Annotated in this window: 12 protein-coding genes and 1 pseudogene; 1 reads left to right on the plus strand and 12 read right to left on the minus strand. The window is 65.0% G+C overall.

Going from position 1 to position 13,225, the window contains the following annotated elements:
* Positions 1-69 precede the first annotated feature (69 nt).
* From CAER_RS27735 to ehuR, 12 genes and pseudogenes are all read right to left on the minus strand, one after another.
* Positions 70-1,544 (minus strand): annotated as a pseudogene (locus CAER_RS27735) (NAD-dependent succinate-semialdehyde dehydrogenase).
* A gap of 115 nt (positions 1,545-1,659) precedes the next feature.
* Positions 1,660-2,139 carry an Lrp/AsnC family transcriptional regulator gene (locus tag CAER_RS0106585; protein WP_027234599.1) on the minus strand — a complete coding sequence of 160 codons (480 nt, stop codon included), beginning with the start codon at positions 2,137-2,139 and terminating at the stop codon, positions 1,660-1,662.
* A 13-nt stretch (positions 2,140-2,152) separates the two neighbouring features.
* Positions 2,153-3,145, minus strand: a complete 993-nt coding sequence (gene doeB / locus CAER_RS0106590) for a N(2)-acetyl-L-2,4-diaminobutanoate deacetylase DoeB (RefSeq protein ID WP_027234600.1) — start codon at positions 3,143-3,145, stop codon at positions 2,153-2,155.
* Positions 3,146-3,148: 3 nt separating this feature from the next.
* Entirely contained in the window at positions 3,149-4,336 is a 1,188-nt protein-coding gene (gene doeA / locus CAER_RS0106595) for an ectoine hydrolase DoeA (protein ID WP_027234601.1), read from the minus strand.
* A 19-nt stretch (positions 4,337-4,355) separates the two neighbouring features.
* On the minus strand, positions 4,356-5,348 hold the full coding sequence (gene eutC / locus CAER_RS0106600; RefSeq protein WP_027234602.1) for an ectoine utilization protein EutC: 993 nt from the start codon (positions 5,346-5,348) through the stop codon (positions 4,356-4,358).
* Positions 5,341-6,348 carry a hydroxyectoine utilization dehydratase EutB gene (gene eutB, locus CAER_RS0106605; protein ID WP_027234603.1) on the minus strand — a complete coding sequence of 336 codons (1,008 nt, stop codon included), beginning with the start codon at positions 6,346-6,348 and terminating at the stop codon, positions 5,341-5,343. The genes eutC and eutB overlap by 8 nt, the downstream gene beginning before the upstream one ends.
* An 18-nt stretch (positions 6,349-6,366) precedes the next feature.
* Positions 6,367-7,131 (minus strand): ectoine utilization protein EutA, encoded by a 765-nt coding sequence (gene eutA / locus CAER_RS0106610; protein ID WP_027234604.1) that lies wholly within the window; start codon positions 7,129-7,131, stop codon positions 6,367-6,369.
* Positions 7,132-7,141: 10 nt separating this feature from the next.
* Positions 7,142-7,579, minus strand: a complete 438-nt coding sequence (locus CAER_RS0106615) for a universal stress protein (RefSeq protein ID WP_027234605.1) — start codon at positions 7,577-7,579, stop codon at positions 7,142-7,144.
* A 12-nt stretch (positions 7,580-7,591) separates the two neighbouring features.
* On the minus strand, positions 7,592-8,878 hold the full coding sequence (locus CAER_RS0106620) for a TRAP transporter large permease (protein ID WP_027234606.1): 1,287 nt from the start codon (positions 8,876-8,878) through the stop codon (positions 7,592-7,594).
* A gap of 10 nt (positions 8,879-8,888) precedes the next feature.
* A complete protein-coding gene (locus tag CAER_RS0106625) occupies positions 8,889-9,455 on the minus strand; it encodes a TRAP transporter small permease (RefSeq protein WP_027234607.1) in 567 nt (188 codons plus the stop codon).
* Positions 9,456-9,524: 69 nt separating this feature from the next.
* A complete protein-coding gene (locus CAER_RS0106630; protein WP_027234608.1) occupies positions 9,525-10,541 on the minus strand; it encodes a TRAP transporter substrate-binding protein in 1,017 nt (338 codons plus the stop codon).
* A 95-nt stretch (positions 10,542-10,636) separates the two neighbouring features.
* Complete coding sequence (ehuR, locus tag CAER_RS0106635) at positions 10,637-12,031, minus strand: MocR-like ectoine utilization transcription factor EhuR (protein ID WP_027234609.1); 1,395 nt, start codon at positions 12,029-12,031, stop codon at positions 10,637-10,639.
* A gap of 168 nt (positions 12,032-12,199) precedes the next feature.
* Between ehuR and CAER_RS0106640 the strand changes: the two genes are divergently transcribed.
* Positions 12,200-13,222: a nucleotidyltransferase family protein gene (locus CAER_RS0106640; protein ID WP_027234610.1), complete on the plus strand. Its 1,023-nt coding sequence runs from the start codon at positions 12,200-12,202 to the stop codon at positions 13,220-13,222.
* The last annotated feature ends 3 nt before the right edge of the window (positions 13,223-13,225 follow it).

Below are 13,225 nucleotides of genomic sequence, written 5' to 3' on the forward strand. Positions count from 1 at the left end.
TTCCGTTTGCGTTCTGCAGCCAAGAGTTTTTGAAAACTCTTGGCAAAAATCTTCGAAGATTTTTGTCCGTCACGCCCAGTCGCGGCAGACGTATTTGACCTCGGTGAACTCCTCCATGCCCAGCCGCGCGCCTTCGCGGCCCAGGCCGGACTGTTTGGTGCCGCCGAACGGGATCGGCGCGCCGGTCACCTTGGTGCGGTTCACCGCCACCATACCGTATTGCAGCGCCCGGCTGAGGCGGTAGATGCGGCGCGGGTCGTGGCTGTGGACATAGGCCACCAGCCCGTATTCGCTGTCGTTGGCGCGGGCGACGGCCTCCTCCTCACTGTCGAAGGGGGTGACAGGGGCAACAGGGCCGAATGTCTCCTCCGACATGATCCGCGCATCAGCGGGCACATCGGTCAGCACCGTCGGCTCATAAAACAGCGGCCCCAACGAGTGCCGCTTGCCGCCGCAGGCCAGCGTTGCGCCCTTGGCCAGCGCATCCGCCACATGCTCCTCCTGCTTCTGCACCGCCTTTTCATTCATCAGCGGTCCCAGATCGTAATCCTCCATCCCCCGGCCAAGGGTCAGCGCTTGCGCGGCCTTGGTGAACCTGGCGCAGAACTCGGCATACACCGCCCGCTCCACCAGGATCCGGTTGGCGCCCAGGCAATCCTGGCCGGAGGTTGCGAATTTCGCCTTGATGGTTTCGCTGACGGCCTTGTTCAGATCGCAGCCCTTGAAGACGATCACCGGCGCGTGGCCGCCCAGCTCCATCACCAGCCGCTTCACCGTGCCGGCGGACTGGCGGTACAAAAGCTTGCCCACCTCGGTGGAGCCGGTGAAGGACAGCGCCCGCACCCGCGGGTCGGCGGTCCAAGGCTCCACCACGGTGGAGGCCTTGCCCGTCACCACGTTGAACACCCCCGGCGGAAAGCCCGCGCGCTCTGCCAGCTCCGCCAGCGCCAGCGCGCTGAACGGCGTCTCGCCCGACGGATGCGCCACCACGGTGCAGCCCGCCGCCAGCGCGGCGGCAGCCTTGCGGGTCAGCATGGCGGAGGGGAAGTTCCACGGCGTGATCAGCGCCGCCACCCCCACCGGCTCGCGCCACAGCTCCACCTCGGCGTCCGGCAGATGGCTGGTCACGCCTTCGATATTGGGGCGTTTGGCCTCCTCGGCATAGAACTCCACAAAGGCCGCGCCATAGTCGATCTCGCCGCGCGCCTCCGACAGCGGTTTGCCCTGTTCCAGCACCATGATGCGGGCGAGGTCTTCCTTATGCTCCAGCTGCAGCTCATACCAGCGCCGCAGGATGGCCGCGCGCTGCTGCGGCAGCATCCCCGCCCAGCCCGCAAACGCCGCCTGCGCCGCATCCACCGCCGCAGAGGATTCCTCTGCCGAAAGGCTCGCCACATGGCCCAGTTCGGCGCCATCGGCGGGGTCGCTGACCGGAAAGGTCTCACCGTTGCCCGCGGCGCACCACCTCCGTTTATGTAGGAAAAAGAGCGTACCAGCGCCTTGTCGGCAATGTCCGCACGGGCAGAGAGAGTGGTCTCTGTCATGATTGTCCTCCTCACGTCTTGCAGAGGAGTGTGCCTGTCCGCAGCAGAGGAAGTGACTGAAGTTCAGGTGCCGCGCAGAAGAAACAGCTGCCAGCCAGGTGCTCTGGCGCGGGGTTTACCCCTGCCCCAGCAGAACATCCAGCGGCGGCGCGCCCGCGCCCTTCACCGGCTTGGTCACCACATAGGTGAAATAGCGGGAAAGGCCGATGCGGGCGTCCAGCATTTCGTCGATCAGCCGCTGATAGGCGTCGATGTCGCGGGTGACGATCTGCAACAGGTAGTCAAACCCGCCCCCCAGCGCCCAGCATGCGGTGACCTCGTCATAGCGCTGCATCGCGGCCTCAAACGCGCGGAAGCTGGCGGCGGTGTGGTCGGCGATTTCCGCGGCAACAAACACCGTCACATGCGGGGCCAGTTTACGCAGGTTGATGCGGGCGCCGTAGCCCTCGATCAGCCCCGCCTGCTCCAGCTTCTTCAGCCGGTCCCAGCAGGGCGTCGGCGACAGGCCGATCCGGTCGGCCAGCGCGGCCTTGGTGATGCGCCCCTCGGTCGAGAGCACGCGCAGAATGTCGAGGTCGCGCTGGTCCAGTTGCATGTCTTCCGCCCTATCAGGCGCCGGAGACGCCGACAACCGCAACGCAGTCGCCGGATTTGATCAGGCCGGGGAAGTGGCGGCTGATCACCAGCCCCGTGCGGCGGGCACGGTATTCCACCGGCGGCTGGCCGGTGCGGTCCAGCGGCCAGACCCGGGCGACCAGATCGCCCATTGCCACCGGCGCCCCCAGATCGGCCATGATCTCGAACAGCCCGTCGCCTTCGCTGAACAGAAAACAGTCATCGTCCGGCATCGAGAGGCGGACGGTTTCGTCCAGTTGCATCTGCCCTTGCAGCATGCCCGCATGGATCAGCACATTGCGCAGCCCCTTCTTGGCAATCGCATTGCCCCGCGCGGTGGACGATCCGCCACCGCCGAGTTCCGTCGTGACCAGCACCTTGCCCATCTGCTCCACCGCGGTGTCATACATACCCGCGCTGTCGATCTCCAACAGCTCCACCGAATAGGGCGCGTTGAACGCCTTCATCGCGGCAAAGCATGCCTCCTGCGTGGCCTTATCTTCCAGGATATGCGCGGCGGCAAAAGGCACGAAATCCAACGTCTTGCCGCCGGAATGGAAATCCACCGCCAGATCCGCCATCGGCAGCAGCGTGCGCTGGAAGTAATCGGCGATCTTCTCGGTCACGGTGCCGTCCGGGCGCCCCGGAAACGACCGGTTCATATTGCCCCTGTCGATGGGCGAGGTGCGGGTGCCCGCGCGGAACGCCGGGTAGTTGAAGGCCGGCACGATGATCAGCCGGCCGGTCACATCCTCGGCCTTGGTGGTGGCGGCCAGTTCTTGCAGCGCAATCGGGCCTTCGTATTCATCGCCGTGGTTGGCGCCCGTCAGCAGCGCGGTCGGCCCCGCGCCGTTCTTGATCACCGTCAGCGGAATCATAACCGAGCCCCAGGCCGAGTCATCGCGGCTGTAGGGCAGCTTCAGATAGCCGTGGTGCACCCCGTCCTGATCCAGCGGAATGGTGGGGGAAATCGGATTTGGCTTCATGGCTCAGTCCTTCACGAACATTTTGCGCGGCACATCGGACAGGCACTCCGGCCCGTTTGCCCCGATGCGGATGCTTTCGGTGATCTCAAATCCCCAGTCCTCCATCCAGAGGCCGGTCATGAAGTGGAACGTCATATTTTCCTGCAAGACGGTGGTGTCACCCGCCCGCAGCGACATGGTGCGCTCGCCCCAATCCGGCGGGTAGCTGACCCCGATCGGATAGCCGGTGCGGTTGTCCTTCTCGATGCCGTATGTCTTCAGCACCTTGAAAAACGCCTTGGCAATGTCCTCGCAGGTGTTGCCGGCCTTCGCGACTTCCAGCCCGGCCTCCATCCCCTCCAGCACCGCCTTTTCCGCATCCAGGAAAGTCTGCGTCGGTTTGCCCAGGAACACGGTGCGCGACAGCGGGCAGTGGTAGCGGTGCACCACGCCCGCGATCTCAAAAAACGTGCCCTCGCCGGATTTCATCGGCAGGTCGTCCCAGGTCAGATGCGGCGCGGCGGCATCCGCGCCCGAGGGCAGCAGCGGCACGATGGCGGGATAATCGCCGCCAAAGCCAAGCCCCGCGTCATAGCGCAGGCCCGCGTCATAGATATCGGCCACCAGATCGCATTTGCGCATCCCCGGCTCGACCTTGTCGAAAATACGCTGGTGCATCCGCCCGACGATCTGCCCCGCCTGCCGCATATACGCCAGCTCGGCCTCGGATTTCACCGCCCGCTGCCAGTTGACCAGCGCGTTGGCATCGCCGAACCGCGCATCCGGCAGGTGCTTTTGCAGCGACGCATAGGCGGCGGCAGTGAAATAGTAGTTGTCCATCTCGACGCCGATATTACCGCCGTCCAGCCCGCGGTCCTTCAGCTGCGCCGACAGGTAATCCATCGGGTGCCGCTCGGTCGACTGCACGTAGTGGTCCGGATAGCCGATGATACTGGCCGGGTTCATGTAGCAGGTGCGCAGCGCCCCGTTGGCATCCTGGCCGCGGCCATACCAAAGCGGCTCGCCGTCCATTGCGACGACAACGCATTGATGCACATAGAAGGACCAGCCGTCATAGCCGGTCAGCCAGTTCATGTTCGACGGATCGGTGACGATCAGAAGATCAAGCCCGCGGCGGGACATTTCGGCCCGGGTCTTGTCCAGACGCGCCTGATATTCAGCGCGGGAGAAATACAGCTTGGGGTCTGCCATATGCGTGGTTCCTGGTTGATCAGCTGGTGAAAGTGGCGCCGACACCCGCCGCATCAGCGCGGGAGCCTGCAAGGGTTGCGATGGCGGTGTCCTGCACACCGGTGCCGGTCAGATCGGCAATGATCAGATCACTGTCCGACCGGCGCCCGGCGGCCTGGCCTGCGGTGATCCCGCCCAATTCAGCAAAGCTCTGATCCCCGGCGATCAGCCCGGCAGCGATGGCGCTGCGCAGCTCGCCCTTGACGGCGCATTGCGCCTGGCTGTCGGGCACATAAAGGTCCGCCTTGACCAGGCAAGCGGGCTCCAGCTCGCACTTGTGCTCCTGGTCCGATCCCATGGCGATGACCAGCTGCCCCGGCTGCAGCCAGTCTGCCTTGATTACAGGCTCGGCCGCGGGAGTTGTGGTGACGACAATACCGGCCGAGGAGACGGCCTGTGCGATATCGCTGCTGACAGAGATTTCAATCCCCAGGTCGTCGCGCAAACCGGCGGCAGCGGCCTCTGCCTTGGCGCTGTCCCGCGCCCAGATGACGGCGCTTTCGATGTCGCGCACCAGGGTCATCGCCTTCAGTTGCATCCGCGCCTGCACGCCCGCCCCAATGATGCACACATGCGCCGCATCCTCCCGCGCCAGATGGCGTGCGGCGACTGCTCCGGCGGCGGCGGTGCGCACATCGGTGAGGTAGCCATTGTCCAGAAGCAGCGCCTCCAAAAGGCCGGTCTTGCTGGAAAACACCACCATCAGACCCGTGGTGCTGGGCAGCCCAAGCTTGGGGTTGTCGAAAAACCCCGGGCTCATCTTCATGGCAAAGCTGTCGATCCCCGGCACATAGGCGGTCTTCACGCAGACCTCGCCGTTATGGTCCGGGACCAGCAGCGTCATGATCGGCGGCATCTCCACCCCGCCGCCCGCCAGCGTGGTAAAGCCCTGCTCCACACAGTCCACGGCATCGCTTTCCAGCGGCACCAGCCCGCGCAGCTCCGCTTCGGTCAGAATCCTGATGTCAGGCATCCGCGCCTCCCCCGGTCTCCGCCGCCACGTCCACATCTTCACCATCAATGATCCGCTTGTGCAGCGCCATGTCTATGTTCTGACCGCTGACCAGCACCGCGCAGCGGCCCGGGTTTTCGATCCTGCCCGCCAGCAGGGCGGCAATGCCGACACTGCCGGAGCCTTCGATCACCTGGCGTTCCTCGAAATAGGCATGGCGGATGGCGGCCGCGATCTCCGCTTCGGAGACCAGCACCACATCATCGACGAATGCCTTTGTCATCTCAAAGGTATAGGCGTTGTCCAGCCCGATGCCACCGCCCAGGGAATCCGCCAGCGTCGGCAGCTCCTCCACCTGCACCGGCTTGCCGGCCTGCAGGCATTCATACATCGCAGCCCCGCGCTCCATGCTGACGCCAATCACCCGGATCGCCGGATTTGCCGCCTTCATCACCATTGCCACGCCGGAAATCAGCCCGCCGCCCGACAAGGGCACCAGTACGGTCTCCAGATCCGGCGCCTGCTCCAGCATTTCCAGCGCCACGGTGCTTTGGCCCGCAATGATGGCGCGGTGATCGAATGGCGGCAGCATGGTCATGCCCTCCGCCACCAGCCGGTCCACCTCCACCTGCGCATCATCCTGCGAGCGGCCCGTGATCCGCACCTCGGCTCCGTGGGATTTGATGCCCTCGACCTTGTTCTGCGGCACCAGCTCCGACATGCAGATGATGCAGCGCACCCCGGCCTGCGCCGCCGCATAGGCCAGCCCGCGCCCGTGGTTGCCGGTGGAGACGCCAACAACCCCCGCTGCGCGCTGTTCCTCGCTCAGCGACAGCACCGCATTGGTGGCGCCGCGCAGCTTGAAACTGCCGGTGATCTGGCTGCTTTCCAGCTTCAGCGCGATCTGCCCGCCGCACCGCGCACTCAGCGAGGGGGAGTCAACGAGCGCCGTCCGCCGGATCCGCCCGGCAATCCGCGCCCGGGCCTGATAGCTGTCCCGAAGGGTGATTTTCTCAGTCATTGGACCTGTCTTGTCTTGTTAGAGTTCAAACAACCGGCCATAGCCCGGCACCGCATCGCTGATCCCGGCCAGCCGCAGGCAGCGCCAGACCATCGCCTGGTTCGAGCTGACAACCGGCTTGCCCAGCCGGTCCTCGATCCGCTGCACGCAAGGTGCCGCCCGCAGCGCGGTGCAGGACAAAAACAGCGCATCTGCGCCCGCATCGCAGGCGGCAATGCCGGCCTCGATGATGCTGTCCTCGGAAATCCGCGCCATCTGGCGGTCGTCGGTCAGCCCGAAACAGGCGGCACTCACCACCTCCGGGCCATGCGCGGCGAAATACTGCGCCATCTCATCGGTGACGGCCGGGCTGTAGGGGGTCAGCAGCGACACCCGCCCGGCCCCCAATGCCACAAACGCATCAAACGCGGCAGAGCTGGGGGTGACGCAAGGCGCGCCCGGCTTGGCCGTGTTCAGGTAGCGGGCGACCGCATCATTGCCCAAAACGATCGAGGCCGCGGTGCAGCCATAGGCCACAACATCCACCGCTTCGCCCGGCAGGATCTGTGCTGCGGCCTCAGCCAGCCGCGGGCCGGTCTGCAGCAGTGTTTCCCGGGTGGTCGGGTTCTCGAATTCGATCCGGTTCACATAGACGCCGACCCGGTCCGGGTCGCAGATCCGGGCAAAGTCGCGCTCGGACGTGTGGTCGGTCGCCAGCGCCACCAGCGCGATCCGTTTCTTCACGGGGCGGTCGTCCAGCCGGGCCGGAACACGCGAGGGCGTGGCATGGATATCAAGGGCCATTTCTGCTTTCCTAAACAACAAGAACCGGGGTTTCCGCCAGGCTTGTCACCTTGTGGGAGACACTGCCCAGAAGCACCCCCTCCAGCGAGCCAAGGCCGCGGCTGCCGATCACGATCAGATCGTTGCCGTGCTCCCTGGCAAAGCTTGTGATGGTGCGCGCCACCGGCCCGGCTTTGACAAAGGCGCGGGGGTTTGGAACGCCCCCCTCTGCCGCCAGCGCCTTGCCGCGCTCGGCCACCTGTCTGGCGTGGCCGCGCATGATCTCGTCCAGATCATCCGGCTGATCCGGGCGCACCATATGCATCGAGGCCTCCAGCAGCGAATGATGGCGATAGACCGTCAGCAGGGTCAGTTCCGCGCCGCACAGCTGCGCCAGTTCCGCCGCCTTGGCCAGCGCGGCCTCCGCCCCTTGGGAGCCGTCAAAGGGCACCAGAATAGATGTGAACATCGCCGCGCCTCCTTACTTGGCAAAGGCCAGGTCGCGCAGGAACAGCGCAATCTGCGGGAAGAAGATCAGCGCCACCGACACGCCCAGCAGCATCAGGATGAAGGGCGGCGTGCCGCGCACCACCTCGGCATAGGGACGCTTGAAAACGGCAATCGCGGTGAAGATATCGCAGCCGAAGGGCGGCGTGGCCGACCCGATTGCGACCTGCAGGGTGATGATGGTGCCGACCAGCACCGGGTCGATGCCGACGGTTTTCACCACCGGCGCAAACACCGGCACCAGCACCAGGATCACCACGATGGGATCGACAAACATGCAGCCGATGAAGAACGCGATGGAGATCACGAACAGCACCCCGATGGCGCCCATTTCAGCGATGCCGATGGCCCCCAGGATCTGCTGCGGCACCTGCGCGAATGAGATCACCCAGGAAAACGCCGCCCCTGCCCCCACCAGAATGAACACTATGGCGGTGATCAACCCGGTGGACTTGGCGGTTTCATAGACATCCGCCAGCGCCATCGAGCGGAACACCAGCACCTCCAGGATCAGCGCATAAAGCACACAGGCCGCCGCCGCCTCGGTCGGGCTGAACACGCCGCCATAGATGCCGCCGATGATGATCACCGGAAACCCCATCGGCCACAGCGCCTGCCGCATGGTCTGAAACCGCTCGGCCCAGGTCGCCTTGGGCTCGGTCGGGACGTTGTTGCGCACCGCATAGATGTAGGCGTAGGCCGAAAACAGCAGCAGGATCAGCAGGCCGGGACCGATGCCCGCAATGAACAGCTCGGCAATCGAGGTGCTGGACACCACGCCATAGATGATCATGCCGATGGAGGGCGGGATCAGGAACGCAATGTCGCTGGCATTGACGATCAGCGCCAGCACAAAGCTGTCCTTGTACCCCGCCTGCAGCATCCGCGGGCGCAGGGGCGAGCCGATCGCCACCACCGTCGCCTGGGTCGACCCCGACACTGCGCCGAACATGGTGCAGGCCGCCGCGGTCGAAATCGCCAGCCCGCCGCGGATATGCCCCATATAGGCCATCACCACATTGATCAGCCGCCCGGCCGACTGGCCCCGGGTCATGATGTCGGCAGCAAAGATGAACATCGGCACCGCAATCAGCGACGCAGGCCGGATGCCGGCCAGCATCTGCTGCACCATGGTCTCGGTCCGGGCCAGATCGCCGAACAGCATCAAGAAGCCGATGAACGCGCCGGCAATCAGCGGGATCATCATCGGAAAGCCCAGCAGCAGCAGGACAATCATGGTCAGGAAAATAGTTGCAGCCATGGGTCCGTCCTCAGATTTCGATTTCTTCCGCGTCCTCGTACCCCTCTTGCACATGGGTCGAGAGGTAGATGCCGGAGGACGTCAGATTGCGCACCGCGGTCAGCAGGTACTGGGCACCGGTCATGAAGAACCCCGCAGGCACCCAGACCAGGATCACCCAGACCGGGATTTGCAGCGCCGGCAGCACCCGCCCGCGCGACGCCTGCGAGCCGATGTATTTCACCGCGTAAAAGCACAGCAGGAACATGAACCCGGCGGTAATCACCGAAATCACCACCACCATCACCTTGCGCAGATGCGGCGGCAGCAGGTCATAGATCGCCGACATCCGGATATGGCGGGCATTGCGCGCCGCATAGCTGATGCCGGCAAAGGTGATCAAGATGATCAGGATCCGGTTCAGCTCTTCGGTGAAGAAGATGGAATTGCCCAGCACGAACCGCCCCACCACATTGGCTACGGTATTGGCCGCCATCAGCAGAACACCCGCCGCCAGCAGGAACGACTCGGTGCGGCTGATGGCGCTGTCGATCACCCCCAGGAAACCGGGCAGCGCGGACTCATGTGTCTGGTGCATTCCTTCCTCCCAAGGTCTGCGGCTGGCTGAGCGGGCGGCACCCGCTCAGCAGCAGTTGCATCGCAGGCGTCAGTTGGCGGTGGCCGCCAGGTCTGCCTTCATCTGTTCCAGGATCGCGGCGCCGCTGTCGCCGGTCATCTCGATGAACTTGGCCTCGACCTCTGCCGCCGCCTCCTTGAAGCAGCTGCGCTGCTCGTCGGTCAGCACCGTCACCTTCATCTCAGGCTTGGCCTCCATGATCTTGGCCAGCTCGGTCTCTGCCGCTTCCTGCTGGTACACCACAGTGTGGTCATAGGCCGCCTGCGCCGCGTTCTGCACCAGCTGCTGATCCTCCGGGCTCAGGCCGTCATAGAATTCCTTGTTGGCCATCACCGCGGTGGTGAAATTGTTATGGCCCGCATAGGTGATGTAATCGGTGACCTCATAAATCTTGGTCGAGTACAGGAAGAACGTCGGGTTCTCCTGCCCCTGGATCACATTGGTCTGCAAACCGCCGTACACCTCGCCCCAGGGCAGCGGCGTCGGGGTGGCGCCAAAGGCCTTGTAGCTTTCGACCAGCAAGGGGTTGGTCATCACCCGGAACTTCACCTCGTCCAGATCGGCGCAGGTGGTCACCGGTGTCTTGGTGGTCATCGCCACTTCGCCCTCGGGGAACATGTTCAGCAGCTCCAGCCCCTGATCGGCATAGAGCGGCTTGAACATGTCGTTGATCGCCTTGCTCTCCTTATAGAAGCGCGCCAGGTGATCCTGATCGGTCGGCAGCAGATACGGCACAAAGAACACTTGCGCCTCGGGAATCAAGGAACCGGTAAAGCCCGGCGACTGGTCGACGAACTGCAGGATGCCGTCCTGGGTCTGCTCCATGATGTCGGCGGATTCGCCCAGCGTGCCATAGGGGAACAGCTGGATCTCGTGATCCGAGTTCGCCTCGATCTCTTCCTTGAACTTCTGCGCATAGACGCCCTGCACATCGGTCATCGCCTCCTCAAAGGCGTACCGCCAAGTGTCCGCTTGCGCCGCGCTGCCCGCCAGGGCAATCCCCGCAGCCGCCAGGGCCGCGAAGCTGAATGTGACTGTCTGAGCCATGATTTCCTCCCAAGTCTCACCGGTGCCTGCGCACCGCTGCGACAGACTTGAGAGGAATTGTACTGCATGTCAATTTTTTTATTGTTGCAGGACAATCAGTATGTGAAGGGCGCAATCCCCTCCGGCGGGCGGCCCAGCATGCCGCCGATCAGCTCCAGCGCCTGGCGGAACCGGTCCTGGTCCTGCACGCTGCCCAGCGACACCCGCACCGCGTTCTGCGGCGGGGTCTTGGGGGGCAGGAACGGCGCATCCGGTGCCACTGCCACCTTCAGCTCCTGCGCGTAGGAGACAAAGCTGGCGGTGGTCCAGCCCTCGGTCAGCGGCAGCCACAGGTGCAGCGCCGAGGGATGGCCCTGCCAGCGCCAGCCCTGCAGCACATCTTCGGCAATGGCATACCGCTCCGCCAGCGCCCGGCGCTGCCACTCTGCCAGTTCCAGCGCGGTGCCGTCCTGCACCCAGCGGGTGGCCAGCTCGCACATCAGGGGCGTTGCCATCCAGCCGAACACCACAATCCGCCCGGTCAGCGCAGGCAGCAGATGCTCTGGTGCCGCCAGATAGCCCGCGCGCAGCCCCGACACAGTGCATTTGGTAAAGGTCGTCAGGTAAATCGACCGCTCCGGCGCCAGCGCCGAAACCGGCACCGGGCGGTCCGCCGCCACCGGCCCGAAGGCATCGTTTTCGATGATGTGCAGGTCATATTTGCGGGCAATCCCCACCAGCGCCCGGCGGCGCTCTTCCGGCATCATCCCGGCGGTGGAGTTGGCCAGGGACGGCAGCAAAAACAGTACCTTGGGCGACTGCTCCCGGCAATACCGCTCCAGCGCCTCCGGCAGGATGCCGCCGGCATCCGTCTCCAGCCCGGCCAGGTTCAGCCCCAGGTAGGAACAGCCCGACACCAGCAGGTGATGGGTGATCTTGTCCGATACCACCGTATCGCCGGGCCGGGTCAGCGCCGACAGCGCCGCCGACATGCCGTGGCTCACGCCATTGGTCATTATGATCCGCTCCGCGGGCACCTCCAGCCCGCAGACCTTCAGCCACTCCGCCCCGGCGGCGCGGTGCGCGTCATGGCCGACGTTGGGGCGGCAGGACAGGTAATAGCTCGGATCCAGCGCCTCCGGCAGTTCCTTCAGCGCCTGCTCGAACCGTTCCGCGTGCTGCTGCGAAAACAGCGGGCGCGAGATTGACAGATCAAAGCCTCCGCCCTTCTCCGAACTCAGCTGGAACGGCTGGTCGTTCGAGGTATCCGGGTCCAGCACATAGCTGCCGCGCCCGACTTGGCCGTCAATCAGCCGCTGCCGCCGCAGGCTTTCATAGGCCTTGCTGACGGTGTGAACGCTCAGCCCCAGCTCCTCCGCCATTTTGCGGTGGGTCGGCAGCTGGGTGCCCTTGGGCAGCCGCCCGTCTGAGATGGCCTTGGCGATGGCGGCGGCCAGGCTGGTGTGCAGCGGCGTGGCCAGCGAAGCGGGATCGGGATACCAGATTGTCATGGTGCAATTGTATAGCGCCCCGCGCCGCAAACCCCAAGACAATTGCCGCAGATCGCGGACTCACCGGCCCCGGTTGTCCCTGCCACCCCTTACCCCGCAAAAAATATTTTGTAGGGCAGGAAAACCGGATATACATACCCCACAAAGATTTTTCTGTGGGGTAGCCCCGTGATCCAGCACCACTCCGCCGCAGGCACCGCCGCCTGGACCGACCTTCTGCGCTCGCTCAAGGACAGCGCCGTCTCCGGCCTGCGCGGCGCCCCCAAGCTCAAGACCATCGGCCGCAAGCGCTACTGGTACGACCACTACCGGATCGGCACCGAAACCGTGGACCGCTACATCGGCGAGGACACGCCCGAGCTGCGCAGCCGGCTGGAGCGCCAAAAACCCATCGCCGAGGCCGAGAAACAGGCCGGCCGCGAGCGCGCCCGCCTGATGCGCACCCTGCGCGCCGAGGGCTACCTGATGGCGGATGCCGGCAGCGGCCAGGTGATCTCTGCGATGGCCCGCGCCGGGGTGTTCCGGCTGGGCGGCACTCTGGTCGGCACCCAGGCCTTCCGCTGCTACGAGGGCGAGCTGGGCGTGCGCATCACCTTCGACCAGGCGGCAATGACCGACGACATCGACATCGCCAGCTTCGAGCGGCTCTCGCTGGTGCTGCAGGACAGCGTCGACGCCCCCCTGGCCGACGTCTTCTCGGAGCTGAAGTTCGACCCCCTGCCCTCCACCGAAAAAGGCCAGGTCTGGCGCTGGCGGCAGACCGACCGCCGCACCCTCGTGGAATTCCTCACCCCCTCCTTCAGCGATCAGGAGGGCCTGCGCGACCTGCCTGCCCTCGGCGTCAGCGCCCAAAGCCTGCATTTCCTCAATTACCTGATTGCCGAACCGCTGCAGGCCCCCCTGCTCTACCGCTCCGGCGTGCTGATCCAGATCCCCCGGCCCGAACGCTTTGCCATCCACAAGCTGATCGTCGCCGACCGCCGCCGCGGCGGCGCCGACGAACTGAAATCGCGCAAGGACCGGGCCCAGGCCGCCTTCCTGATCGAGGTTCTGCACGCCGAGCGCCCCGACGACCTGGCCGAGGCCTACGAGACCGCGATGGAGCGCGGCCCGGCCTGGCGCGCCCGCATCACCGCCAGCCTGCAGCGGATGCCGGAGACCCGCGCCCTGCTGGATTCGCTGCCGTCCTGATCC

Source organism: Leisingera caerulea DSM 24564 (genome assembly GCF_000473325.1).
GTDB classification, from domain to species: Bacteria; Pseudomonadota; Alphaproteobacteria; order Rhodobacterales; family Rhodobacteraceae; genus Leisingera; species Leisingera caerulea.

Excerpts from the sequence above, each read along its gene's own strand:
- CAER_RS0106585 (WP_027234599.1), bottom strand. The coding sequence starts at position 2,139 with ATGCAACTGGACCAGCGCGACCTCGACATTCTGCGCGTGCTCTCGACC.
- doeB (WP_027234600.1), bottom strand. The coding sequence starts at position 3,145 with ATGAAGCCAAATCCGATTTCCCCCACCATTCCGCTGGATCAGGACGGG.
- doeA (WP_027234601.1), bottom strand. The coding sequence starts at position 4,336 with ATGGCAGACCCCAAGCTGTATTTCTCCCGCGCTGAATATCAGGCGCGT.
- eutC (WP_027234602.1), bottom strand. The coding sequence starts at position 5,348 with ATGCCTGACATCAGGATTCTGACCGAAGCGGAGCTGCGCGGGCTGGTG.
- eutB (WP_027234603.1), bottom strand. The coding sequence starts at position 6,348 with ATGACTGAGAAAATCACCCTTCGGGACAGCTATCAGGCCCGGGCGCGG.
- eutA (WP_027234604.1), bottom strand. The coding sequence starts at position 7,131 with ATGGCCCTTGATATCCATGCCACGCCCTCGCGTGTTCCGGCCCGGCTG.
- CAER_RS0106615 (WP_027234605.1), bottom strand. The coding sequence starts at position 7,579 with ATGTTCACATCTATTCTGGTGCCCTTTGACGGCTCCCAAGGGGCGGAG.
- CAER_RS0106620 (WP_027234606.1), bottom strand. The coding sequence starts at position 8,878 with ATGGCTGCAACTATTTTCCTGACCATGATTGTCCTGCTGCTGCTGGGC.
- CAER_RS0106625 (WP_027234607.1), bottom strand. The coding sequence starts at position 9,455 with ATGCACCAGACACATGAGTCCGCGCTGCCCGGTTTCCTGGGGGTGATC.
- CAER_RS0106630 (WP_027234608.1), bottom strand. The coding sequence starts at position 10,541 with ATGGCTCAGACAGTCACATTCAGCTTCGCGGCCCTGGCGGCTGCGGGG.
- ehuR (WP_027234609.1), bottom strand. The coding sequence starts at position 12,031 with ATGACAATCTGGTATCCCGATCCCGCTTCGCTGGCCACGCCGCTGCAC.